Source organism: Mucilaginibacter sp. R-33 (genome assembly GCF_049949235.1).
In the GTDB taxonomy this organism is placed as follows: domain Bacteria; phylum Bacteroidota; class Bacteroidia; order Sphingobacteriales; family Sphingobacteriaceae; genus Mucilaginibacter.
The window spans coordinates 4,050,142-4,076,549 of the sequence record NZ_CP188089.1 but is presented as its reverse complement, the minus strand read 5'-3'; the positions used below and the strand labels follow the sequence as shown (position 1 = coordinate 4,076,549).

Here is a 26,408-nt window from a genome sequence, read left to right as displayed (position 1 = left end):
CAAAACAGTTTTATAATCAGACACATCAAAGACAATGACTGCTGTAAATGATACTCACAGAAATGTGGTGTTTTTGAAATTTTTAAGCCAGGCTTTCGACTTTAAATCGCTCGGAATAAGTCTCTTTAGTATGGGAGCTAAGTGGGGGGAGAAGAGAAAAAGACATAGCTGTTCGGAACATTTTTTCAATTATTGATAGGAAAAAAATCACACACTGCTGCGCTTTTTTATTCCGAACACCGTTTATGAAATTGGAGGCGTAAGAAAATAATGCGTATGACGAGATGGTCAATAAGCCTTACGTTTATCCGGCTTAATCCTTGCTCAGAAACTGGATCCCATCTACATGTTCACCCACAAATATATTGGCCATGTCACTTGTTTTATAAAAGCCGGGTTTGCCCGGCATCTTATCGAATATCAGGGTGCCGTTTATCTTCAGGTTTTCAAATATAACGTTCCTGATGCCGCGTTTGTCATCGTAGCCGACTATAATAGACATATTAGCCCGCTTGCCGTTATAATTAACATTCCTGAACAGTATGTTCTCGATCCCCAGCCCGGGAGAGGTGTTATATTTTCGGTTGTACATCACCCTTAAATTAAACAGTTGCCCCTTGCGGATATCCTCAATCTCCACGTTTTCAAAACTGACATTCCTGATCAGGTTGCTGTCGCCGGCATTAAGTGCTATGCAGCCCTGGTAATCAAGCTGGTTTTCGTTATGGTCAAGTACAGTCATATTCTGAACCCGGATATTTTGTAAGGTATCCGGGTGGTCAGTATCGCCGTGCGTACCAATCAGCAGGGGATGGGCTACATCAGCCCATAAAATGGCGTTGTTAATTGAGATATCTGAGGTATTGCCGTAATAGTTCCAGCGGTGACCGTAAATGGCGATGCAATCGTCAGAGTTTCGCATGTATATATGATCAAGCTTAATATCCTGACTGCAAAAGATGTCGATACCATCGGCATTACCGGTTGCACTGAAAGCTTTGAAATTACTTATACTCACATGCTTTGATTCGCCCATCAAAATAGAATAACCCGTTGGTAATTCAATGATCCCGTCGACACTGACGTTATTGCTGTTCTGGATGATCAAATGGTCATTCCTTAATTTTGAGAGTGTTCCTGTAGTATTTTGGGGTTTAACGCTGTCGCCCTGTACCGGGTGCTGTGTAAGGATTCCGCGGCCGCAGATCCTGACGTTCTCTGCATGATCTATAACAAATGAGCCTTCAACAATAGCGCCGCCGGCCACATACACGGTTTTACCCGAGGGGATCACCATCCGGCCGATTTTATGGATGCCCGGGCCGAAATAAAGTGTTTGCGCATTGGCTTTTGTGGGACGGCTGTTTTCTATAGGATTAGCAAAAATCTGCAGGTTTTCAAAAATGTTGCCGTTTACCTCTAATGAAACATATTGCGAAGCGTTTAATTCAAATTCCACAACGTTGCCTTTAACCTCGGGCTTGATGCCGTATGCCGTAGGTCTGATCCTTACTTCTTTGATATTCCCCTGGTTTAGCTTAACCCGAAGCTTTATCGAACCGGAACAATCAAAATAAGTAAAAGTGGTTTTTTTAATAATGCGCTGCGCGTCAAAACGAGCCGCTACATCGGCGATATATACATCTAAGGGCTGCCAGTTGCCTGTGCCCTGCCGCACATCTACTTTAATTGTATGATTAACTAAGTTACTTTCGGGTGCTTTATAAGTTATGATTTCTGCCTTGACTGTTTTTAATAAAAATACGACTGCACATGTCAGTGCCAGGAATTTGTTCATAGAAGTTTTTATAGTGTATAGAGGAAGACAATAAAGGCGGATTCTCATACTCAATAAAAAAACTATATCGAAAAAATAACTGCATTTGCCGGAGATAATGTGCCCTAATGAAATACCCTGAACAATTTGAACTAAATCACTAATCTCTTTGAGTATATTTAAGAGCATTGCTTGTCCTTATTACTGTTGTTGCCCCGTATCCTAAACAATGAAGAATAAATACCTTTTTTTTGCCTTTTTTATAGCCCTTTCTCCCTTTTGCAATAATGCTGTGTCCGCAAAACAAAAGGTTGTTGCACTGCTTTATTCACCAGATAACCGTACGCGGGCGCAATTTTCACTGGATGAGCAAGGGCAGCTGTATTATCGGTTAATTTTCAATACACGGTTAATTGTTAACTGGTCGCGTTTGGGGATCGAAACTACCGGTTCTTCATTAGTTCGGGGTATCACGTTAAAGGGATCGGCCAAAAAAGAAATCAATGAAAAGTTTTTGTGGCCGCTGGGAGAAGATGCCAGCCTGGTAAACCATTGTAACGAGCTCATGCTTCATTGCACCTCTGGCAGAGGTAATTATGATATTATCGTAAGGGTATATGATGGAAGCCTGGCGTTTAGGTATGTCTGTAAGCAGCTTGGTGATAGCATTGTACAACTTAAATCGGAACTAACGGAGTTTAACCTTGCAACAAGCTATCGCATTTACCAGTATCACGAAGAATCTGTTTTCCGGCCGGTTATGGTCGATTCATTGCCGGGTACCAGTGACCTTCCTTCAACGCTTACCGCCGCACAGTCATATATAAGTATAGGCGAAGCCGATAACCGCAATTACACCAAATGCGTATTGGTTCACGGCAGCCGCCCCAATAGCCTGTCGTTACAATTTTATACGGATACCATTTACCGCGACCATCGCGTTAAATCGGTTCGGAAGGATTCATTAATCCGGTTCACCGATAGTCTCATTACTCCCTGGCGAACCATCAGTTGCAGCAGTACTGCCATAGGTTTGCACGCGTTTAGTCAGCTTAATCTTAAACTGGTTAAACCACTTAGTAATGAGGTGCCTGATTATGTAAAACCCGGAAAGGTTTTCAGGGTACCTATCAATACGCAAGGCGCCCTTGATGTAATTGATTTTGCTCAAAAAATGAACTTTCAATACATTTTGGTTGATGCAGGCTGGTACGGTGCCGAATTTCGAACTACCTCTGATCCTACCAGATACTTACCTGATTTCCACTTGCCGGATATCATTGCCCATGCCCGGCAAAAAGGCATCGGCGTTATTTTATACGTAAATTATGTGGGGCTCAAAGCTAAGATAGATACCATATTGCCGCTTTATAAAAAGTGGGGAGTTAGCGGGCTGAAGTTTGGGTTTGTAGACGGCGGCACGCAGAAAGGCCTTGCCTGGCTTGATTCGGCCATGAAAAAAGTAAATGATTATGGCATGATACTCAACGTACATGATCATTATAAACCCACAGGTTTAAGCCGCCGGTACCCGTGTGTGCTGAGCCAGGAAGGGATCAGGGGCGATGAAAACAGTCCTGATGCTTTCCATAATACCGTATTGCCATTTACGCGTTACCTGGCCGGCCCTGCCGATTTTACCTTTTGCTACCCCAACAAGGTGAATGATTACAGTAAAAATATCCGGGTGAGCAAAGCCCAGCAAATGGCCCTGACCATTGTATACTTTGACCCGCTCCAGGCGATTTTCTGGTACGGGCGGTCGCAGGATTATAAGGATGAGGCAGACATTGAATTTTTTAAATATGTGCCCACTGTATGGGACGAAAGCAAATATGTACAGGGAGAGATAGGCGAAGGCATTACCGTAGCACGCCGTAAAGGCCGTACCTGGTACCTGGGCAGCGCTGCTGGCCTTCAGAAATGGGGAGGAAACCTCAAGCTCGATTTCCTGGAAAAAAATCAGGTATACATCGCTACTGTTTATGGCGATGACGGACAGGGCGGCATACAGGTAAAAAAGATTGAGCTCAGGCACAATGATGCTTTTGTTGTTGACCTGGATGCAAAAGGGGGCCAGGCCGTTATCATAAGACCTCAAATAAAATAGAGGGCGGGGATGTTGTTGGGGAGCATTATTAATGATTGTGTTAGTTTGACTTAAGGAGGATCCTGCTTTGGGCGAAATGAAGAAAAAATTGGCTTTGAAAGATATTGCTGCCGCGTTAAAAGTGTCAGAAGCATCTGTTTCCTATGTTCTTAATGGCAAGGCGAGGCAATATGGTATCAGCGTGGCGCTGGAAAATAAAATACTGAGGTTTGTTGAAAAGGTAGGTTACCGGCCCAACCGGCTGGCAGCCAGCCTGCGGACAGGAAAAAGTAAAACGGTGGGCATGATTGTGGAAGATATAAGCGATCCTTTTTTTTCGGCTATCGCCAGGGTTGTGGAAGAGCATATTTATAAAGAAGGTTACCGCGTTATTTATGGCAGCTCTGAAAATTCTACCGTTATCGCCCGTGACCTGCTGCAAACCTTTAAAAATTACCAGGTAGATGGGTACATCGTGGCACCTACTGCCGGTTTGGAAGATGATATCAACCAGCTTGTAAAGGAAGGTTACCCGGTAGTGGTGTTCGACCGCGCCTCGCCTGATCTGCAATGTTCTAAAGTACTTGTCGATAACTTTCGCGGCAGTGAGGCCGCTGTTTTGCATTTGATAGATAACGGCTTCCGTAACATTGCCATGGTTACGCTTGCGGCCGGGCAGGACCAAATGAACGAACGTGTTAACGGTTATCACGCGGCCCTCCAAAAACACGGGCTACCGCCAATCCTAAAAGAAATTATCTATAATGAAGATCCACACAAAACCGTCCAGAACCTTAAAAGCCTCCTGAAAAGTAAAAAGGATATAGATGCCATTTTTTTTGCAACCAACTATCTCGCCTTAAGCGGCCTGCAGGTCCTCAAGGAATCGGGATTGATAATCACCAGAGATATCGGTGTTGCCGTATTTGATGATATTAACAATTTTGCCCTTTTTAACCCGGCTATAACCGCTGTAGCCCAGCCAATCACGGAGATCGGGCTCAGGGTTACCAAAATTTTATTGGAAGAGCTTCAGGATAACCACATAATCGATTCGCAAAATATTTTATTGAAAACCAAACTGATCATAAGGGATTCATCAGCAAGGTTACAGGTGTAATTTATCCGAAATAAAAAAATTAAAAAAATGAGTATCAAACCTGTTTGGGATTGTCTTTGTTGTAACTCTCCCCTAATAAACCGTTCGGTTTAGCTAAGTTGGTTATAATAAGGCTTCTGAAAGGAAGCCCTTTTTGTTAAGGATAAACAGCAGGGAATATTGAGGAAAATGATCGGTTGGGGCACACGGACAATCCTTGCTCTTTATTTGTCAGATAATTATATTTTTGTTTTGAGTAAAGGTTACAGGGTGCAGACATGATAGTGTATCGATTTATGAAAAAAAAGCGAAACGAAGCGGAACCCTTAGAGCTATTTCAGATAAAGAATCCGAAAGCAGACGAACAAACGATCAAAAAAAGCTGGAATTCAATTGTTCAGAAAATAAATCAGGAACCTAAAAAGAAGCGCCAGGAGTAATGTTTAACCTGACGGGACAGTTTTTGAAACACAAACCAAGTGTTTCGCGCACTTATATTCAAATTGAGCAGTATTCAACAACCGGCATCCTCCTGTATGCGGCCTTTTAAAGCAGCCGCACGTTGGTGCTGTGTAATTATTTTAGGAGCACTGATTTTAAACAGCAATGCCGCAGCGCTTGCTTTGCCCAATATTCAGCGGCTTGGCCTCAAAGACGGGCTTTCCAACAGCGAAGTACGGTGCATTTTCCAGGATCATTCGGGCTATATGTGGTTTGGCACTTATGATGGCCTGAACCGTTTTAACGGATATGACTTCCGTATTTACCGCAATCAGCCCGAAAAGCAACAATCAATTATTCATAATTTTATTAATTGTATTGCAGAGGATGCGGCCAATAATTTATGGGTAGGTACGCGCCAGGGCATAAGTATCTTAAACCCGGTAACAGAAGAGTTTTCTCCGGCGTATGCAATTTTGGCCGGCAAAGAAACACCCGTGACATCCTTTATCAGGGATATCAAAACGGACCGCTCCGGGCGTATTTTCATTGCCACTCTTTCCAACGGCCTGATCGTTATGGATAAGGGAAAACGAACCGGCCGTGTTATACCATACTATGATAACGGAAAAGCTGTACAGGGTTATAGCGTTAACGCGTTGTATGTTGGGCCTGGCGACCAGATCTATGCGCTGATCAGCGCCGCCGGCCTTTTTAAATACGATGCCGCACACGGTAGTCTGAAGTTATTGAACCCTTCGGTTACCGGCGCTACCTGTATTTATCCGGAGGGCAATGGTTTATGGGTAGGCACAACCCAGGGCCTGCACCACTATGATTTCAAAACAGGGCAATATGACCGTCTTTTTGATGAGTTTAACGGGCCTTTCAAATCGGGCAGGATAACGAGCCTGCAAGTTATGCCCGATAGTACACTTTGGGTGAGCACTGACGGCGGCGGGATCCAGATCCTGAATAAAGGGCGCGACAAGATTACCTATCTGCCTGCGGGGAGTGACGAGCACTCACTTTCAAGTGGTGCTGTTTATGCTTTATTTTTAGACCGCGAAGGCAGAAAGTGGATCGGCACATTACGGGGCGGAGTAAATGTTATTGATGAGGTAAAGGAACGTTTTGTAAATATCAGGCACAATGAACTGAACGCCAATAGTCTTATCAGTAACTTTGTTAAATCATTATATGAAGCCCCAGATGGCAGGCTGTGGATTGGTACCGATGGCGGCGGATTGAGCATTTGGGACCGGCAGGCCCATCGCTTCACAAATTTTCGCCATGATGCTTCACAGCCGGGCACCCTAAGCTCAAACTTTGTAACCAGTATTGCCGGGGATAGGGAAGGCAGGACCTGGATTGCCACTTATGGGGGCGGCATTAACCTGTACCAGCCGGGTTCCAATACATTCACTACATTTCGGGGTGTAGACAGGCAGGGAGCTGCCAGCCGGATAGTGTTCTGGTGCCTGTACCTGGACCATGCTGGAAATCTTTGGGCCAGCGGCTTACAGGACGGGCTGTTTCTATATGATAAGCATAATAACCAATTCAGGTTGTATGACGCGGCACTGACCAATATCCTTTCAATGGGCGAAGACCATTTTGGAAACCTTTGGGCTGGAAATTTCGAAGGGGTTTATAAGATTGATCAAAAAAGCAACGCACATAAGTTTTATCCGGTAGGTAAAGCGGTAAGATCAATGCAGAAAGCAGGCAACGGCGACATGTGGTTGGGTACAGAAGCCGGCTTGTTGTATTTTTCAGCATCTAAGGAAAAAATAATTCACCACTATACCACCAGTAACGGACTTAGTAATAATACGGTACTGGCCATTTTGGAAGACGCGCAAAAGCGTTTGTGGCTAAGCACTTACAACGGGCTTTGCCGATTTGATCCCAAAGCCGTTAGTTTTACCAATTTTTTTGAAAGCGATGGCCTTGCGAGCAATGAGTTTAACTTTAACGCGGGCTTAAGGCTAAACAATGGTCAGCTTGCGTTTGGGGGGATCAATGGTGTCACGATGTTTCATCCGCAGGCAATCCTGCCCCTGCATGATATCCCCAACATTGTTATAACTGATATTAAAATTAACAATAAGCCCATAAGTACTTATCCGGACTATGTGAAGACGGATGCAGGGAATGTTATCCGGTCGTTAGAAGTTCCTTACGATCAGGCATCAATAGCCGTTAGTTTCGCAGCTATCGAATTTACCGCGCAGGATAGGATCGGTTACCGTTATACGCTCCAGGGCTGGGACAGGGGATGGGTGTATGCAGCGCATCAGCGTAATGCGCTTTATACCCGTTTAGCGCCCGGTACGTATACATTGAAAATTAACTGTACCAATGCCGAAGGGCAATGGATCAGCCGTGAAGTCCACCTTCATGTCATTATTTTGCCGCCCTGGTATCGTACCATCTGGGCTTACATGATTTACGCGATGTTGCTTGCGGCAGTTGTTTATTGGTACCTGCGTTATAGGTTCAGGGAAACGCGGCTTAAATATGAAGTACAACTGGCCAATGCCGCCGCTGCACACCAGCGCGACCTGCAGGAAAAGGAACGCGAATTGAATGACCGGCGCGTAGAGTTTTTCACGGGCGTTTCTCATGAGTTTCGTACCCCCCTTTCTCTCATCATCAACCCGTTAAGGGATCTGCTTGCAAAAATTGGCCCTGAGAACCGTGCGGAACTTAATATTGTTTATCGTAATTCAAGGCGGCTGTTAAGCCTTGTTGATCAGCTGCTGCTGTTTCGTAAGGCCGATTCTGGCGCCGGGGTCCTGCAAATTGCGCCAATGGACATTACCCTTGTTTGCCGGGAGGTATTTTTATGTTTTGTGCAGCAGGCCAGGCTTTCGGGTATCAGTTTTGAATTAAAGGTACCGGAAGAGCCGGTACTGATTTACGGAGACAGGGAAAAGATTGAGATTATCCTGTTTAACCTCATATCCAATGCTATTAAATATACGCCGGCCGGGAAAGCCGTGTGCGTTGGCCTGCAATCGGGGCCGGGTGAGGTGGTGATCAATGTGACCGATAATGGCCCGGGAATATCCCCGGAAGCGGGTAAGCATATCTTCGAAAAGTTTTACAGGTCAAATACGCATGGCCAGGCGGCAAAAGGGGGCTTTGGGATCGGCTTATTCCTGGCCCGCCAGTTTACCATAGATCACGGCGGCTCATTAACGTTTGAAAGTGGGCCGGGTAAGGGCTCTGATTTTTGTTTAACCCTGTTAAAAGGGACAGCTCATTATTCGTTGGATATGGCAGCGGCAGCCGATGCTGCTGATTTATCGCCCTTGCTTAGTGAAATGGTGGAAGACCAGCCGGCGATAGCTGAAGCCAGCCAAATTAATGATATTGATTTTGAAGCGGATAAGATTTTTACCGACAAGCAAAGGATCCTGGTTATTGATGATGACAGCGAGATCAGGTCGTACATTTGTTCCATTCTTGAAAGCCGTTACAGGGTTTACGAGGCAGACAATGGTTTGACCGGTTTACAGAAAGCGAAAGAAAAGCAGCCCGATCTTATTATCTGTGATGTAATGATGCCTGGTTTAAATGGCATTGAACTTTGTTCAACCATTAAGCAGGACCAGCAATTGAGCTATATCCCGATGATTTTACTAACAGCGAGCTCATCTGCCGAAAATAAGATCAAAGGGCTGGAAAGCGGCGCGGATGACTATATATCCAAACCTTTTGATAAAGATGTGCTGGTTGCGCGCATTGCCAATCTGCTGCAAAACAGGAGTAACCTTCAAAGCTATTTTTATAATACCATTACCCTGAAATCGGTTAACGTCACTATTTCGGATGAGTATAAAAACTTCCTGGAAAAATGTATCGAAATTGTTGAGCAGCATATTACCGACGAAAACTTCAACATCAAAATATTGGCTTCAGAGATCGGCATGAGCCATTCAAATCTTTACCGCAAAATTAAATCGCTGTCCGGTCATACTGTTAATAGCTTCATCCGCTACATACGCCTCAGAAAGGCGGCTGAGCTGCTGATCCAGTCGGATATGAATGTTAATGAAGTGGCCATTGAAACAGGCTTTAACAGCATCAAATACTTCCGCGATCAGTTTTTTAAACTGTTCGGCGCTAACCCATCAGACTTTCTTAAGCAAAAAAGACCTGTATTTAAGAAAAATAAAAATATAATTAACTGATATTAAGTTATTTATGTATATTCTCTCCATTGCTTAATCAATTGAGTAAATTGATAAATTGCCGAATTTATACCGCATAAATGACCAATTTGAGTCCCATCTGCCGAATAAAATCTATTCATATTAGCTTATATAAACCAGTTATTAGAACCATAGGCAAACTTACTTAATCGATTATGTAAATCGGTTTTCAGCTTAGGTTCCTAAAGTCGGCAACGACCAATTGAAAGAGAAACCAGTTTTTAAAGCCAATATGAACAATTGTAACCAGCTAACTACATGGTGGGAAGAAGCCCTCCACGGAAATGTCAAATCTTTTGGCAGGATACATGACGAACTGTATTCCGGTTTGTATTTCTACCTCTATAAAATTATTAAAGACGAGGATGCAGCCCAGGATGTTTTACAGGAACTGTTTATAAAAATGTGGGAGCGGAGGATAACATTTGGACCTATTAAAAATGTTAAATACTATTTCTTTAAATCGGCGCGGTCACTTGCCATTAATTTTTTAAAGGCCGCGCGGCCCGAGTTTGTAGGCTTATCCGCAAGCCATGATATCGATATTGTTTTTTCGAGGGAAGATGTGCTTGTTTTGGAAGAAACCGGGAGAGAAGTGGAGCACATGCTTGCGCTTGCCTTGAATACCTTGCCAAAGCGCCAAAAGGAGATGATCTTTTTAAGATATTTTGATAATTGGAATTACGATCAGATTGCTGAAGTAACGGGGTTACAATATCAATCGGTAGTTAATCATGTACACAGGGGCATCAATCAACTGCGTATTAAACTTTCTGAAGGCAGTAAGATTGCCACAACCGAATTGGTGCTTTCATAAAAACGGTATATAAGATTTCCTGACCTTCAAAAAAACACCGAATGATTAAAAAAATACTTTTAAAAAGAATAACCATGGCTGTCATGACTTTGCTGATTACAGGCCAGGTATATGCACAGCATCAAAAAATCATAAACCCCGGGGCAGTTTGGCCCGATAACCGGGGAGAACATATCCAGGCGCATGGCGGAGGGATTATAAAAATAAAGAACACATACTACTGGTATGGCGAAGAAAGACGGCGGGGACTGGATTCAAATAAACGTTATGTTAGCTGTTATGCGTCAAAAGACCTGACGAACTGGACATTCAAAGGCGATGTTGTTCAGATGACCGATCCCGAAAACCTGGGGCGGCGCTGGGTTCTGGAAAGGCCCAAAGTTTTCTACAGCAAAAAGAGCCGGCAATATGTTATGTATTTCCATCTTGACAATGCAACTTATAAGTTTGCCCGGGTCGGCATCGCCGTAAGTGACAGCCCCGACGGTGATTTTAAATACCTGAAAAGCTTCAGGCCCCTGGAGCATGAAAGCCGCGACATTGGCCAGTTTATAGATGATGATGGTACGCCATACCTTGTTTTCGAAGACCGTCCGCTCGGGTTTCATATTGTTCGGCTTTCGGAGGATTGCCTGAGTATTGACCGGGAGATGTGCCTGATAGCTGAGCATATGGAAGGCGGGGCTATAGTGCATTATAAGGGCCTTTATTACGCCATAGGCTCCGCACTTACCGGCTGGAAGCCCAATCCTAACCGGTATGCCACAGCAAAGGCCCTGGAAGGCCCATGGTCGGAGTTTAAAGACATAGCACCTAAGGAAAAAAATACATATGGTTCGCAATCTACCTTATTGCTTAAAGTTAGCGGGAAGAAGGATACGATAGTATTGTATCTGGGAGATATCTGGAAACCGAAAGAACAATGGGATTCCCGGTATTTATGGATGCCTGTTCAGATCGGGGATGGCAAGCTTTGGCTTCCTGAGCCCGCCCCGTTTAAGATCGACGTGAAAAACGGTACTGCAAATTAATCAGCATTTTTATGCAATTCATTTCTTAATAAGGTTAGTTAATAGATTAAGGGGTAGCGATGCCCCTTTTTCGTTTTTACCGGCCCGGCACGTGCCTGAGCTGACCTTTTTTAATCGGTAAAGTTGGTAGCGGTTAGCCCCTATGAGACTGTCCGGTTAGTCCCCGCTCCAATAATTCCTGAAAAATATTTTTCATCAGTTTCCTCTCCCCTAAAACCACTCTGTTTTAACTAAACCTATAATTCATACCCAATACCAAACTGTTCTTGATTTGCAGGCTTTTACGGGCAAACCAATCTCGTTTTTTATGCGTTATTTTGTAGTAACCAATTATAAATGTATGGATACTTTGTTAACCGATACCCCCTCAACAGGAGGGTATGATTTTGCTATGAACGAAAATCAGCAAATGGTTGGCCAGATGGCCAAAGACTTTGCCGAACGTTATATCAAACCTCATGTAATGGAATGGGACGAAGCCCAGGTTTTCCCTATCGACTTATTTAAACAATTGGGCGAGCTTGGCATGATGGGCGTTTTTGTGCCCGAACAATATGGCGGCTCCGGTTTCGGCTATTTTGAATATGTAACCGTGATCAGCGAAATAGCCAAAGTTTGCGGTGCTATAGGTTTATCGGTTGCCGCCCATAATTCACTTTGTACTGGGCATATCCTTGCCTTTGGCAATGAAGAGCAAAAGCTTAAATGGCTGCCCAAACTGGCCACTGCCGAATGGCTTGGCGCCTGGGGATTAACCGAGGCCAACACCGGTTCGGACGCGCTGGGTATGAACACCACCGCCGTTTTGGATGGCGACCATTATGTAGTGAACGGCTCAAAAAACTGGATAACCCATGGTAAATCGGGCGATGTGGCGGTAGTGATGGTGCGTACAGGCAACAAAGGCGATTCGCACGGGATCTCGGCACTGGTAATTGAAAAAGGTACACCGGGTTTTACCCATGGCAAAAAAGAAAATAAGCTGGGTATGCGCGCTTCAGAAACCACGGAGCTTATTTTTGATAACTGCCGTGTGCCAAAGGAAAATTTGCTGGGTGTTGAGGGAGAAGGCTTTAAACAAGCTATGAAAGTGTTAGACGGCGGCAGGATCTCGATAGCGGCACTTTCATTAGGAATTGCAAAAGGTGCTTTTGAAGCAGCGGTTGCTTACGCCAAAGAACGCCGCCAGTTTGGACAGCCTATTGGTAATTTTCAGGGGATAGCATTTAAACTGGCCAATATGGCTACCGAAATTGAAGCAGCCGAACTGCTGATCATGCAGGCAGCCGATCTGAAAAACCGCCATCTGCCGGTCACAAAACAATCGGCCATGGCCAAATATTTTGCCTCAGAAACGGCAGTGCGCACAGCCACCGAGGCTGTTCAGATCTTCGGTGGATACGGTTATACCAAGGATTTCCCTGTTGAGAAGTTTTATCGCGATGCCAAACTTTGTACCATAGGCGAAGGTACGAGTGAGATCCAGAAGATAGTGATTAGCAGGGAAGTGTTGAAAGGATAGGGAACCCGGTTATTCTGCCTGTAGTTATTGATTTACAATTATATTATTTGTAAACCCTCTGTATGTAAAACATATAGAGGGTTTATTTTTTGTATTTTAGAGATTCTTCTGATCATACCCTAAAATGCTTTATAAAAGTTCTTTTTTGTAGAGACGCATCACATGCGTTTCTCATAGGGCAAGCTGCTTTTAAGAGCGTTACTATTCATCTTGAATTGCAAACGGGAGACGCATGTGATGCGTCTCTACATTAAAAAATTGATGTTTTTAAGCAGCTATCTTACAATTCAAATTTAGATAAGCCTACAAACTCCTGGATCCGGGCGGCTATTTCCTCTTCGCTAAGGTTTCTTAATCTTTCTGAACCAAATTTTTCAACACAGAATGAAGCCAGGGCCGAGCCAAAAATGATGGCGTTTTTCATGTTGTTGAAATTAACGGTGCCTACTTTGGCCATGTAGCCAATAAAGCCGCCTGCAAAAGTATCGCCCGCGCCTGTGGGGTCAAATACTTCGGCCAACGGAAGGGCGGGCGCACTAAAGATCTTATCTTCATGGAACAGCAATGCACCGTGCTCGCCTTTTTTAATGATGATGTATTTAGGGCCCATGGTTAATATTTTGCGGGCGGCTTTAACTAATGAGAATTCGCCGGATAACTGGCGGGCTTCGGCATCGTTAATGGTTAGCACATCCACCAGCTGGATGGTTTTTAAAAGCTCATCAAGGGCAATATCCATCCAAAAGTTCATGGTGTCCATTACAATAAGCTTAGGGCGGTTTTTAAGGCGCGCTATAACTGTTTGCTGTACTTGTGGAGAAAGGTTGCCCAGCATCAGGCATTCGCAATCCTGGTAACTATCCGGGATAATTGGATCGAAAGCTTCCAATACATTAAGCTCAGTTACCAGGGTATCCCGGCTGTTCATGTCGTTATGGTAACGCCCGCTCCAGAAAAATGATTTCTCGCCCTGTTTTATCTGCAGGCCTTCGGTATTAACGTTGTGCTTTTGAAGGTCCTCAATCTCGTGCCGCGGGAAATCATCACCAACAACCGCAACAATTTTTATTTTATCATAAAAGTAAGAAGCGCCCAAACTTGCAAAGGTTGCAGAGCCGCCTACTATTTTATCGGTTTTACCAAAAGGGGTTTCAATGGCATCAAACGCCACAGTGCCAATAACTAACAAACTCATGTAAAGATATTTATATTTTTGCCGCAAATATTGTGAAAATTAAGGGATAATCATTCATTGTTGCCGGTTTGCGATGCCAATTTTCATTGGAGAAAACATAATTTAAGCTGGTTCAGAAAACTGGCAGCTGAAAAAAAGGGGCTTTGCAGAAAGAAGTGCCATCGCTAAAAAAATGCTGTAGTGTATCTTTGGGTTTTAAGTAGCACATAATCAGAGGCTAAAAAAGCCTGTGAAAAATATTTTAAATTTTTTTTAATAAAAATTGTGAAATATCCGATGAGTTTTTACCTTTGCCCCACTCCAAACCGGATTAGATTCCTGAGTAGCTCAGCCGGTTAGAGCATCTGACTGTTAATCAGAGGGTCGCTGGTTCGAGCCCAGCCTCAGGAGCAAAAGCCTCACATGTCTGTGAGGCTTTTTTTATATCTGATATTCTGTAGCTCACTTTGCAGGCAATGATCCACAAAACATGCGAAAATGAGACGATATGCGTGTATTTTGACACGATATGAAGATATCCCGGCATCACTTTCACTTATTTTTACGATCTGAATAAGACTTCAATTATATACTGTTCATGAACCAATCTAACCGACTTAAGTCATTGGTCTTACCGGCCTGTACATGCACAGGAAAGAAAAATACCCGCTGAACATCGGCAACGCCTGCTTTAGCGTCCGGCCCAATATCTACCAACTCTAATCTTATACATGGACAATAATAAACTGATTACCAAACCACATTACCCGATACTGGATGGCTTACGCGGTGTTGCAGCCATTATCGTAGTTACCTTTCACCTAACCGAACCATTGGCGAGCGGTCATCTGGATATTATAGTTAACCACGGGTACCTGGCTGTCGATTTCTTTTTCCTGCTGTCGGGTTTTGTTATCGGTTATGCTTATGACGACCGCTGGCATAAAATGACAATCGGCAGTTTTTTTAAACGCCGTATCGAGCGACTTCAGCCAATGGTAATTCTTGGGATGACATTGGGTGCTATAGGTTTTTATTTTACAGATTCTACACTGTGGCCGCTCATTCATACCGTACCGGTTTGGAAGATGCTGCTGGTGATGCTGATCGGTTATACCATCCTGCCGGTACCACTATCCCTGGATATACGCGGCTGGCAGGAAATGCACCCGTTAAACAGTGTAGGATGGTCATTGTTCTTTGAATACATCGCCAACATTCTTTATGCGGTTTGGATAAGGAAATTTTCAAAAACTACATTGTCGGTATTAGTATGCGTTGCAGCTGTAGCACTTGCGCACCTGGCTATCACCAATGGAGATGTCAGTGGCGGCTGGACACTTAATGTGGAGCAGGTACGCGTTGGCATTACCCGTACCATATACCCATTCTTTGCCGGCCTGTTGCTTTCACGTATTGCTAAACCAGCCCGCATCAGGCACGCATTTTTATGGTGCAGTGTTTTAATATCGATAGTATTATATATGCCGCGCATCGGCGGTGCTGCCCATCTTTGGATGAACGGGATCTACGAGTCCGTTTGCATTATTATCATTTTTCCGCTTATCGTTTATCTTGGCGCCGGCGGTAAGGTTCATACCCAAACGGAGAGCAGGGTATGCAGGTTTCTCGGCGATATATCCTACCCTCTTTACATGGTGCATTATCCGCTGGTTTATTTTTATGTGGCATGGATCAGCAATCATAAAGGCGTAACCATAGGACAGGCCTGGCCTTATGCCTTAGCTATTTTGATTGGTGCAATTTTCCTGGCGTATATTACTTTGAAATGGTATGATGAGCCGGTTCGTAACTGGCTGCGAAAAAAACTTGGCTAAAAAGAGATCTTGAACAAAAGCGGCCTCAGCGTACCTTGACAGGCAAAGCATTAAAAGCAATAAACATGGCCTGAATTTCTTAAATTCGTAGCATAAGAGATAAAACTTACGGTAAAGGAGGGTCAGCAAAATTAATATTGAGCAAACTTTCGAAATACCAGTTAGCAAAGCGTTAAGTGAAAAAAAGTATTTAATTTGTCTATAAAAAGCATAATACCTTACCACCTATGAAAATAAACCGCGTTTTTATGTTTTCCTGCCTCCTCATATTAGGCTGCGCCGGGCCGAAAAAGCTGGCTGACGCCGGCAATGCCGATAAAGGCTGGACGAAGCTGTTTAACGGGACCGACATTAATGATTGGTTTGTGAAGATCAATCACCACCTGGTTGGCGAAAATTATGGCAATACCTTTCGGGTAGAAGATGGCATGATCAGGGTTAGCTATGATCAGTACGGCGATTTCAACGATCAGTTTGGTCATTTGTATTACAAAACGCCGTTCTCTTACTATCACCTGCGGTTTGAATACCGCTTTGTAGGTAAACAGCAAAAAGGTGCCCCAGACTACACGCTCCTTAACAGCGGCGTCATGTTTCATTCACAGGATCCCCGAACTATGTTAAAGGACCAGGATTGGCCGATATCGATAGAAATGCAGTTATTAGGTGGCCTGAGCGACGGGAAACCAAGGCCAACAGGGAATATGTGCTCACCCGGCACTGATGTTGTTTATAAAGGAAAGGTTTCACCCGATCATTGTATCAACTCTACTTCAAAAACCTATGACGGTGACCAGTGGGTAAAAGGTGAGCTGATTGTTCAGGGCAACAAATTAATTACCCATATTATCAACGGCGATACCGTACTTCAATATTCAAGGCCTACCATTGGCGGCGGCGTGGCACATGGCTATGATCCTAAATACAAGCAGGATGGCAAATTACTAAGCAGCGGCTTTATCGCTCTGCAAAGTGAAGGGCAGCCCGTCGATTTCAGGAATATAGAGATTAAACAGCTGCCGGATACTGATAGGTAGGTTGTAACCAAAATTAGGTTCGTTAATATTTCTCCTGAGTTAACAATAGCTGTTAAATGGGCAAAAACAACACGTTATACGAAACTATTTTCCGTAAATACCGTATCACTGGCAAGCATTAGAAATACGATAAAACTACCAGCAAAATAATAATGAGGCCAATATCGCTTTTTATCTGGTGTTTATACCTGCTTTTTCCCGGATTATCCTATTCGCAAACACCCGCCCTTAAATTTAAACAGCTTAGTACAAATGAAGGCCTGTCACAAAGCCATGTACTAACCATTATTAAAGATAGTCGTGGTTTTATGTGGTTTGGCACCGAAGATGGCCTTAATAAGTACGACGGTTATAAGTTTACGCATTATAAGCACGACCAGAATAATAAAACAACCATCATCGATAACTATGTATTAGCCATAGCGGAAGACAGTTATCATAATTTATGGATTGGAACAGAAAGCGGGCTTGACAGATTTGACCGGGCCTCAAATACATTTATCCACTATTCCAATCATTTAACTTTTGCTGTACAGTCTGTTTTTTTGGATAGTAAAAAAAGGATGTGGTTGGGCACCAGCAAGGGTTTATATCTGTTTAATGCTGCAAATGGTTCATTTAAAAGATTCACACATGCCGCAAATGGCACAAACAGTATAGCTAACGATTTCATTTACCAGGTTACTGAGGATAATAATGGCTGGTTATGGGTAGGTACCGACGATGGGCTTTACCACTTTAATCCGCAAAACGGTAAGTTTATTGGTTATGTTCATGATCCTGCAAACCAAAACAGCATCGGCGCCAGCTGGGTAAAGGCGGTATACAAAGATAGCAAAGGCAATATTTGGGCAGGTACACATGGAGGAGGCCTGGCATTATATAACAATAAAAATAATTCGTTTATAAATTTCAAACACGATCCTAATAACAGCAACAGTATTTGCCATAACGATATTCTTTCGATACTCGAAAACAGCGACGGGAAGCTTTGGATAGGGACCGAAAATGGCGGCATAAGTGTGCTCGATTATCCGGCCAATAAATTTACTTGCTACAAATTTGATGCAAACGACCATCACAGCCTGAGCAGTAACTCGGTTTATTGTTTATATAAAGATGATACGGGGAATACCTGGATAGGCACTTATTCGGGCGGTGTTGATTTTTTGCCTGGCTTTGGCGATAAATTCAGTTCCTACAGTCAAAACCCCAACAACCCGAATAGTTTGAGCAACAACAACGTGCTGGCCATCTCCGGTGATGATAGTGACGAAAATATTTGGATAGGCACCGACGGGGGTGGCCTTAATTTATTTAATCGCAAGAAAAAGACCTTTGTTCATTACCTGCATAGTGATAATAACAGCAACACCATAAGTAATAATTATGTAATGGCCATAGTGCCAATAAATAAAGATGTTATTGGTATTGGTTATCATATTGGCGGGTTTGACCTGTTTGATAAAAAAAAGGGAGCCTTTACACATCACATGCCCCAGGCAAATAATCCGCGTAGCCTCTCCCTTTCAGATATCAACAATATGTATAAAGACCGTGACGGCAATATATGGTTGGGGACTTGGAAAGGGGGCCTTAATCATTATAACGTAAAAACCGGTCTCTTTACACGGTACAGGAACAACCCGGAAGATAACAACAGCATAAGCAGTGATATTGTTACAGCAGTGTTTCAGGATAAACAGGGCAATATGTGGATAGGCACTGATGATAACGGGTTGAATGTATTTAACCCTAAAACAGGCCGCTTTACGCACTACACGCACGATGAGAGGGATAAACGCAGCTTATCAAACAACACTGTCGAGTCGATTATCGAAACCGATAACGGTGATATATGGATAGGTACCAACGGCGGCGGCCTTAACCTGTTTAACAAGCATAACCAAACATTTACTATATACACCGAAAGAGAGGGTTTGCCTAATAATGTGATCTATGCGATTTTGAAAGACCGCAAAGGTAACCTCTGGTTAAGCACCAACAAAGGGATATCGCGGTTTAATCCCAAAACAAAAGCCATCAGAAACTATGACATTTCTGACGGATTGCAGGGAGATGAATTTAAAGGCCATTCATGTTTTCAAACTGCCGACGGGGAAATGTTTTTTGGCGGCGTAAACGGATTCAGTACTTTTTATCCCGATAGTTTAAAAGATAATGACTTTGTCCCTCCTGTTTATATTACCGGGCTGCAGATTTTTAACAAAGAGATAAACGCCGGGGCTAAAAACTCCCCGCTTCAAAAAGATATCAGCGTAACAGACTCCATAAACCTATCGTACAAACAGTCGGTACTTACATTTGAGTTTGCGGCCCTGAATTATACCATTCCCGAAAAAAATCAATATGCCTACAAGCTGGAAGGGTTTGATAAAGATTGGAATTATGTTGGCAATAAAAGAACGGCCACTTATACCAACCTCGATCCCGGTAGTTATACATTCAGGGTTAAGGCCTCAAATAACGATGGCAAATGGAATAACGAAGGCACATTTATCATCATCAACATTAAGCCTCCGTTTTGGCTTACCTGGTGGTTTAAATTAATTGTGGCTTTAATTTTTATTATCAGCGGCCCGGCATTTTATCTAATCCGCACACGTTCCATATTAAAGCAAAAGGCCGAGCTTGAGCGCCAGGTAGAAGAACGTACCGGGCAACTGGCCCGTGCCATAGAAGTTGAAAAAAAATTAGCCCTTGAGGCCGAAGAAGCTAACAAGGCTAAAAGCATATTTTTGGCTACCATGAGCCATGAGATCCGCACACCTATGAATGGGGTAATCGGGATGGCTTCATTACTGGCCGAAACTCCTTTGGACGAGGAGCAGCGAACTTTTGCCGAATCCATACAAACCTGCGGTGAAGACCTGCTGGCGGTAATTAACGATATTTTAGATTTTTCGAAAATAGAATCGGGCAATATGGAGCTGGAGGAAAAGGATTTTAGCCTGCGCACCTGTATTGAAGAAGTTTTTGATGTTTTTGCCTTAAAAGCGGCCCACCTAAAGCTGGATCTGGTTTACCAGATTGACTATGATGTACCGGCGCAAATTATTGGCGACAGTTTAAGGCTTCGCCAGATCCTGATCAATTTAATCAGTAACGCTATCAAGTTTACCAAAAAAGGCGAAATTTATGTAGCCGTGCATTTGCTCAGCATATCAGATGATAACCACATCGAATTAGGCTTTGAGATAAAAGATACCGGCATTGGTATTTCTGCCGATAAGCTGCACCGGCTATTCAAAGCATTCTCGCAGGTTGATTCGTCAACCACCCGGCAATACGGAGGCACAGGCCTTGGCCTGGTTATCAGCGAACAACTTGTAAAATTAATGGGCGGCAAAATCAGTGTAGAAAGTGAAGTTGATAAAGGAAGTACGTTCAGGTTTTCTATTCACTCGCAAAAAAGTTTACTGCAGGACCCTGTGCAAATAAACCATACCATGCAGGGTTTTGAAAAGAGCGAAATTTTGGTTGTTGATGATAATGATACCAATTGCAGGATTTTAAAGGCTCAGTTGGAGCAGTGGCAACTAAGCCCCGTGGTAGCCAAATCGGGCGAACAGGCCCTTGAGATCCTGGCGCAGCAGCAGCATGATTTTAAGTTGGTTATTACCGATATGCAGATGCCCTTTATGGATGGGATTGAACTGGCAACCTTAATACGGGCCAAACACCCCGAATTGCCTATAATGCTATTGAGTTCCATCAGCTATGTTTTCCATAAAGATAACCCCGGCTTGTTTTGTTCTATATTAACCAAACCTGCAAAACAGCATAACTTATATAAGCACATTATAAAGGAACTTAGCAAGCATGTAAATTCTGTCACTCATGAGCCGCTGCACAGTGATACTGCAAATCATAAACTGCCCGATAATTTTTCGGAAAGTTACCCATTGAGGATTTTGGTTGCCGAAGACAACCAGATGAACCAAAAACTGATCATGAAGATATTGAGTAAATTAGGATATGAAGCCGTTTTGGCAGCAGACGGTTTGGAGGTACTGGATTTGGTTAATAAAAAAATATTCGATGTTATTTTAATGGATGTACAAATGCCCAAAATGGATGGCCTGGAAGCTACGCGAATAATAAAGAAGCGTTTCCCCGAACGGCCCTTTATTATAGCGATGACGGCCAATGCCCTCCAATCCGATCTGCAAATTTGTATAGATGCAGGTATGGACGATTATATAAGCAAACCATTTAAATTGGACGACCTGGTTAACAAACTGGTGAAATGGGCAGGGAAGAATGCAAGTGCCACGTAACCCTGAAACAGCAGGATATAACAAGCTGAATAAAATTGTGAAATATCAATGAAAATTATACTTTTGCAATCCCCAACCGGATTAGATTCCTGAGTAGCTCAGCCGGTTAGAGCATCTGACTGTTAATCAGAGGGTCGCTGGTTCGAGCCCAGCCTCAGGAGCCTTAAAATCAATGATTTAACCCCACTCTGGCGAGTGGGGTTTTTTTATTTGCATAAAATTTGAATACTTTTTCGATAGTCGAAAAAAAATGGCTTATCGGAATCGCTATTTTGCCGGTAATTATGACCTTTTATTTCAGTCATCATCCCCTATCGGTTTGACTTTTTTCAATTAACCCTGATTACTGATTTTCCGACGATGTGCGCTTTAGGAGCCTCAGCGTAAGCAGTTTTAAATGAATCAAAGGAATAAGCCTTGCTGACTAAGACAGAAAGTCCCGCTTCTATATATCTTTTAAGTTCTTTTAAATATAGCTGCGAAGGTTTAAGCATGAGGACCTTATATTTTTGGGGTGAAAAAAGACTGATGAAAAAAGCGGAGACGATCTCTTTTGGCCCCGGAGCAGTATGCACATAGACCGAAGAAGTCTTCATAATCTTTTTTGCAATACTATAAGACATTTGATTAGACAGATCGATCACCACATCGTAAAGCTTTCCGGCTTTAAGAACATCTTCCTTGCGGTAGTTAATTACAAAATCACTGCCCCAATCTTTTGCTGCCTTTAAGCCACCATCACTTACAACGGCTGTAATGGTGGCTCCTTTCGTTTTGGCAATCTGTATGGCGAACATGCCTATTCCTCCGGAAGCACCATTGATCAGCACCTCCGAGCCGGTTTGAATATTGACTAAGGTATCGAACAGCTGGATCGCCGCAGAGCCTACCACCGGCGCGGCGGCCGCTTGCTCAAAAGAAATTCCCATGGGTTTAGTTGCAATATCTTTTTCCTCTGCAATAATATATTCAGCTAAAGCCGCCCCTTTAAAAACATCAAGCAGGCCGTATACTTCATCTCCTTCTTTATAGTTTTTAATGGAACTACCGGTTGCCTCAACTATACCTGAAAAATCGATACCGGTGCCTCTTGGAAATTTGCTGCCTGACATTAATTTCATTTCGCCGTTTCTTATCTTCCAGTCCAGGGGATTGATGGAGACTGCTTTGACCTTGATCAGGATTGTTGTTTCACTGACCTTTGGAATAACTGTATCGGTCATTTCCAACACATCGGCGTCGCCGAATTTATGATAAACTATCTTTTTCATTTTTGATCTCTTATTGAATTAATTAAATAATACCGGATAATCTGTATAGCCTTTAGCGCCCGGTGTGTAAAGGGTGGTAAAGTCAGGGGCATTCAGTTCTGAGCCATGGATGATTCGCTGTTCTAGATCGGGATTGGCCAGGAATCCCCTACCAAATGCGATCAGGTCTGCATCTCCTTTATCCAGTTCGGCTTCAGCCCCTTCGGCAGTAAAGGTATTGCAGTAAATGAGCGTTCCTTCGAATTCGGTACGGATGGCGTTTAAGGTTTGTGCTGGAACCTGCGGGCTGAGACTGATGTGGATATAGGCCAGGCCAATCCGGTTAAACTCCCGACTTAAATAAATGTATGTTTCCTCGGTTGTGTCTGCGTCATAAGCCTGCAGGTCGCCAAGGGTAGAGTTAGGCGAAATTCTTACACCTGTTTTTTCTTTACCTATCGCTTCTGCTACTTGTTGTGCAACTTCAATAGCAAATCTGGACCTGTTTTCAATACTTCCGCCATAAACATCGGTACGGTCATTAACGTTAGGGTTAAGGAATTGTTCGATCAGGTAGCCATTTGCAGCATGTAGTTCCACGCCGTCGAAACCAGCAGCTATTGCATTTTTTGCAGCGGAAACATATTCGCCGATCACCTCTTTTACCCCTTGCGTTGATAATGCTACAGGTACGGGGTAATCCTGCATACCTGCTGTATCGGTATGCATTTGCCCTGCCGCCGGGATAGCAGAAACACCAATCACTCGCATTCCTTCTGGCAGGTTAGCCTGGTGGCCGATGCGGCCGGTATGCATCAGCTGCAGGAAAATTTTGGTATTGTTTTGGTGTACCGCTGCGGTGGTTAATTTCCAGCCTTCAATTTGTTCATTGGAGAATATGCCGGGAATACGGGCATAACCAAGGCCTTCCGGAGCAGGAGCAGTTCCTTCGGTAATGATCAGCCCGGCCCCGCGGCGTTGACTGTAATATTCTTTCATAAGTGCGTTGGGCAGGTTGTCAATAGCACGACTGCGGGTCATGGGTGCCATCACTAAATGATTCTTTAATTTCAGTGCCTGGCTGGTATAGGGCATCAGTAACTTTTTCATATCGTTTGTTTTATTTGATATGTCAAATGTCCGCAGGATATGACGGTTAAAATAGCGCCTCAAGTCCGAAAAATAGTCCTATCCGACGAGCGTGTATTTTTTGGGAGTGGTTCCAAAGTGTTTTTCGAAAAGCCGTGAGAAGTGGCTGAGGTTCGAAAACCCAAGCCGGTAACCAGCCTCAGAAACGGAGTAACCCGCATGTTTTAATAAAAAGCCGGCTTCCTGCATCCTTTCATTCTGGTAAAAGTTATAAATAGTATCGCCAAAGGTCTGCTTAAACAAATGCTTCATTTTTGTTTCGCTCAGGCCGGCATTGGCTGCAAGTTCGCTTAAATGAGGTGGCTGACCCAGGTCAGCCAGTACAGCAGTCCTGATCAGGTATAATTTATCTATATCAGCTTTGTTAACAGGACTTTGTTTGTCGCTGTCCCTTTCCAGCAGTTTATCAAACAACAGGTAGATCATCTCATGCGCCTTGTTACTATAAAACAGCTCGCTCAATTTATTTTGTTCGTTGATCTCCGAAACAAGCTTCAAAACCCTCGCCACATCCGGGTACATCTTTTCATGATAGAAGAATAGATTATCGCTATTTAAAATAGTTTCCAAAGGACCATTAACCTGGTCTACCCGCAGGATGTCGGAAAGCAATTGCCTCTTGATGCCAATGACACCAAAATAGACCTCGACATTGGCGGGAAAAATAGTTTCGGTGGATATAGCGGTGGAGGCGATTTGGATTGACGACCCGTTCTTCTTTAAAAATTCTACTGCCGTTTCCCGGTCAACGGCAGATCCTGCCGGTAGCTCATTACTGTTGAATACAATGGAGATCAAATCACTGACTTCAGCGGGGGACTTACGCTTTAAATGAAATTCCTCTTTCAAAGTATAATGATGCAATACGAACTTAAAGCCGGGTGCTACATCAATCGCCTTAATGTGACCTTCGCCCATATGCGGCGGAATTTTCAGTTCATTCTTGAAAACGGGAATATTAAAATGGTTGCCAAAGCTTTTGACAAAATTACAACCTGCCTGCACCGTAAATTCAAAAGTCATGTTTAAAAATATGGATTTTATATCTTAATGTTTTTAACAAGGTAGATAGCGACACGTTTTTAAAGCCTAAATCCCCAACATTATTAATTAATTGAATTAGTCGTTCATTGTATATTTAAATTAAGGCTTAGGTATTCTATTATTTTACCCATTATATTTTGTTACACAGATTTTATTTAGTTCTCAACTATCAAAATCTAATTATTTCTTTTATTTTTTTGTGTCCGACTCGGACATTCCCGGAGTGATGTCCGGATCGTCATAATTAATTTACATCTATAACCACCCAAAAAAGCTGTTATGGAAATATTAACTTTTTGTAATTGATGTTTTGTATCAGTGCCTCGTTAGCTATTATATCAATAGTGCAACGCATCGCTAATGCGGTTATGGGATTGGAATCATTGATCTCCGATAAGAGCGCGGAATTGAATTACCTGTTTTCAATGACATTAAGCTTAACAGTCAGAGGGTCGCTGGTTCGAGCCCAGCCTCAGGAGCAAAGCCTCACAAACAAGTGGGGCTTTTTTATTTGACAAAGCCCGGATTGATCCATTAAAATTCTGATCTCCCGTTTCCTGAAACCAAAAGGTTCAATAGCTTTGCAATCCAACAAAAAAGGTTAATTATTATGGAATACTCAAAAACCTATATTGCAAAAGATGAGCATATAGATGTACAGGAGATCATGGATGGTTTATATTATCCGTTTTATATGGAATATTGCAGACATGATTATATCAGGGAAATATTGGGATTTGATTTTGAAACCGAAGCCAAAAACGGGATTTACATGGTACTTTCAAACTATAGCATCAGCTTTCTCAGATCACTAAAAAAGGGCGATGAATTTAAAGTTACCTGCACCTTGTATACTGATAAAGGGGGCTTACCAAAGCTGCACTTTAAACAATCGATAATATGCAACAATAAGGTAATGACTAAAGCTGTATTTACGGGCACCTGTGTGCCGGCAACTGGCGGCAGACCGTATTTGCCTGGCTCGGTATTGGAAAAAATAAAGGATGCCCCTGTTCTTGAAGATTAAGTGACCGGTAGAGCGCCTGCCCCTGCCGGATAATCATGCGGCACGGTAGTATGCATGTAAAAGAGGCTACCTGTCGATAGCCTCTTTTGAGATTGCTTAAAGCCTTAAATAACCGATGTATTATGAACCGGCCTGCTGCAACTTAGCATTTTATACAGCGGCAGGGGCTGCGTATGTAGCCGGATAAAGTTTACGGAACATCAGGTAGGTTACTGTTACCATGATAAATGCAACAATGGCATCAATGGTGGCGGGAAAACCGAGCACAGAGATTTTAGACAAAAAAGCAAATATAATATCGAAGAAAATACCTGCAAATACCCATTCTTTTAATCTAAGCAATCTGTTAGGTGTTAAAAGAACAGCTACTCCCGAAAGTTTAGCGACACCAAGGATATAAATAAAGTGTGGAGGATAGCCCAGTTTTAAGGTGATATCCCACACAAACTGGTTTTTGGTCAGCTCGCCAAATCCGCTTGCTGCAAACCACAATGAAGTCAATGCTGTTCCTATCCAATAGATTGTTTTTACTGTTTTTGTTGTCATGATATGTAGTTTTGAGTTGTTTGATGGCTCAAAATTGTGGCAA

At 43.2% G+C, this 26,408-nt stretch carries 16 protein-coding genes and 2 tRNA genes; 12 read left to right on the top strand and 6 right to left on the bottom strand.

Features of this window, described 5'->3' with window-relative positions:
• Positions 1-313: 313 nt before the first annotated feature.
• Positions 314-1,798, bottom strand: a complete 1,485-nt coding sequence (locus ACP26M_RS16840) for a glycosyl hydrolase family 28 protein (protein WP_426581636.1) — start codon at positions 1,796-1,798, stop codon at positions 314-316.
• Positions 1,799-2,006: 208 nt separating this feature from the next.
• Here ACP26M_RS16840 and ACP26M_RS16835 point away from each other — a divergent pair, with 208 nt between their 5' ends.
• The 6 genes from ACP26M_RS16835 (at position 2,007) to ACP26M_RS16810 (ending at position 12,999) form a co-directional block, all read left to right on the top strand.
• Positions 2,007-3,887: a glycoside hydrolase family 97 catalytic domain-containing protein gene (locus tag ACP26M_RS16835; protein ID WP_426581634.1), complete on the top strand. Its 1,881-nt coding sequence runs from the start codon at positions 2,007-2,009 to the stop codon at positions 3,885-3,887.
• 76 nt (positions 3,888-3,963) lie between these two features.
• Positions 3,964-4,986: a substrate-binding domain-containing protein gene (locus ACP26M_RS16830; protein ID WP_426581632.1), complete on the top strand. Its 1,023-nt coding sequence runs from the start codon at positions 3,964-3,966 to the stop codon at positions 4,984-4,986.
• 515 nt (positions 4,987-5,501) lie between these two features.
• Positions 5,502-9,608 carry a hybrid sensor histidine kinase/response regulator gene (locus tag ACP26M_RS16825; RefSeq protein WP_426581630.1) on the top strand — a complete coding sequence of 1,369 codons (4,107 nt, stop codon included), beginning with the start codon at positions 5,502-5,504 and terminating at the stop codon, positions 9,606-9,608.
• Between the two features lie 223 nt (positions 9,609-9,831).
• Positions 9,832-10,446 carry an RNA polymerase sigma factor gene (locus ACP26M_RS16820; protein WP_426581628.1) on the top strand — a complete coding sequence of 205 codons (615 nt, stop codon included), beginning with the start codon at positions 9,832-9,834 and terminating at the stop codon, positions 10,444-10,446.
• Positions 10,447-10,487: 41 nt separating this feature from the next.
• Positions 10,488-11,477, top strand: a complete 990-nt coding sequence (locus tag ACP26M_RS16815; RefSeq protein ID WP_426581626.1) for a family 43 glycosylhydrolase — start codon at positions 10,488-10,490, stop codon at positions 11,475-11,477.
• A gap of 340 nt (positions 11,478-11,817) precedes the next feature.
• Positions 11,818-12,999: an acyl-CoA dehydrogenase gene (locus ACP26M_RS16810; protein WP_090534114.1), complete on the top strand. Its 1,182-nt coding sequence runs from the start codon at positions 11,818-11,820 to the stop codon at positions 12,997-12,999.
• Positions 13,000-13,279: 280 nt separating this feature from the next.
• Here the strand turns inward: ACP26M_RS16810 and ACP26M_RS16805 are convergent, their stop codons facing one another.
• Positions 13,280-14,194, bottom strand: coding sequence for a PfkB family carbohydrate kinase (locus tag ACP26M_RS16805; protein ID WP_426581624.1), 915 nt, complete (start codon positions 14,192-14,194; stop codon positions 13,280-13,282).
• A 316-nt stretch (positions 14,195-14,510) separates the two neighbouring features.
• Between ACP26M_RS16805 and ACP26M_RS16800 the strand changes: the two genes are divergently transcribed.
• The 5 genes from ACP26M_RS16800 to ACP26M_RS16780 all read left to right on the top strand — a co-directional run bounded on the left by ACP26M_RS16800 (position 14,511) and on the right by ACP26M_RS16780 (position 21,510).
• Positions 14,511-14,584 (top strand) — tRNA-Asn (locus tag ACP26M_RS16800).
• A gap of 320 nt (positions 14,585-14,904) precedes the next feature.
• Positions 14,905-16,011 (top strand): acyltransferase family protein, encoded by a 1,107-nt coding sequence (locus ACP26M_RS16795; protein WP_426581622.1) that lies wholly within the window; start codon positions 14,905-14,907, stop codon positions 16,009-16,011.
• Positions 16,012-16,238: 227 nt separating this feature from the next.
• Complete coding sequence (locus tag ACP26M_RS16790) at positions 16,239-17,048, top strand: 3-keto-disaccharide hydrolase (RefSeq protein ID WP_426581620.1); 810 nt, start codon at positions 16,239-16,241, stop codon at positions 17,046-17,048.
• A 152-nt stretch (positions 17,049-17,200) separates the two neighbouring features.
• Positions 17,201-21,349 carry a two-component regulator propeller domain-containing protein gene (locus ACP26M_RS16785; protein ID WP_426581618.1) on the top strand — a complete coding sequence of 1,383 codons (4,149 nt, stop codon included), beginning with the start codon at positions 17,201-17,203 and terminating at the stop codon, positions 21,347-21,349.
• Positions 21,350-21,436: 87 nt separating this feature from the next.
• A tRNA-Asn gene (locus tag ACP26M_RS16780) sits at positions 21,437-21,510 on the top strand.
• 168 nt (positions 21,511-21,678) lie between these two features.
• On the opposite strand, the gene ACP26M_RS16775 is transcribed toward ACP26M_RS16780, so the two are convergent.
• From ACP26M_RS16775 to ACP26M_RS16765, 3 genes are all read right to left on the bottom strand, one after another.
• On the bottom strand, positions 21,679-22,620 hold the full coding sequence (locus ACP26M_RS16775; protein ID WP_426581616.1) for an NAD(P)-dependent alcohol dehydrogenase: 942 nt from the start codon (positions 22,618-22,620) through the stop codon (positions 21,679-21,681).
• Positions 22,621-22,638: 18 nt separating this feature from the next.
• Positions 22,639-23,709, bottom strand: coding sequence for an alkene reductase (locus tag ACP26M_RS16770; protein WP_426581614.1), 1,071 nt, complete (start codon positions 23,707-23,709; stop codon positions 22,639-22,641).
• Between the two features lie 78 nt (positions 23,710-23,787).
• Entirely contained in the window at positions 23,788-24,771 is a 984-nt protein-coding gene (locus ACP26M_RS16765; protein ID WP_426581612.1) for a helix-turn-helix transcriptional regulator, read from the bottom strand.
• A gap of 631 nt (positions 24,772-25,402) precedes the next feature.
• Here ACP26M_RS16765 and ACP26M_RS16760 point away from each other — a divergent pair.
• Positions 25,403-25,819 carry an acyl-CoA thioesterase gene (locus ACP26M_RS16760; protein ID WP_090534040.1) on the top strand — a complete coding sequence of 139 codons (417 nt, stop codon included), beginning with the start codon at positions 25,403-25,405 and terminating at the stop codon, positions 25,817-25,819.
• A 150-nt stretch (positions 25,820-25,969) separates the two neighbouring features.
• On the opposite strand, the gene ACP26M_RS16755 is transcribed toward ACP26M_RS16760, so the two are convergent.
• On the bottom strand, positions 25,970-26,365 hold the full coding sequence (locus ACP26M_RS16755; protein WP_426581609.1) for a DoxX family protein: 396 nt from the start codon (positions 26,363-26,365) through the stop codon (positions 25,970-25,972).
• Positions 26,366-26,408 lie beyond the last annotated feature (43 nt).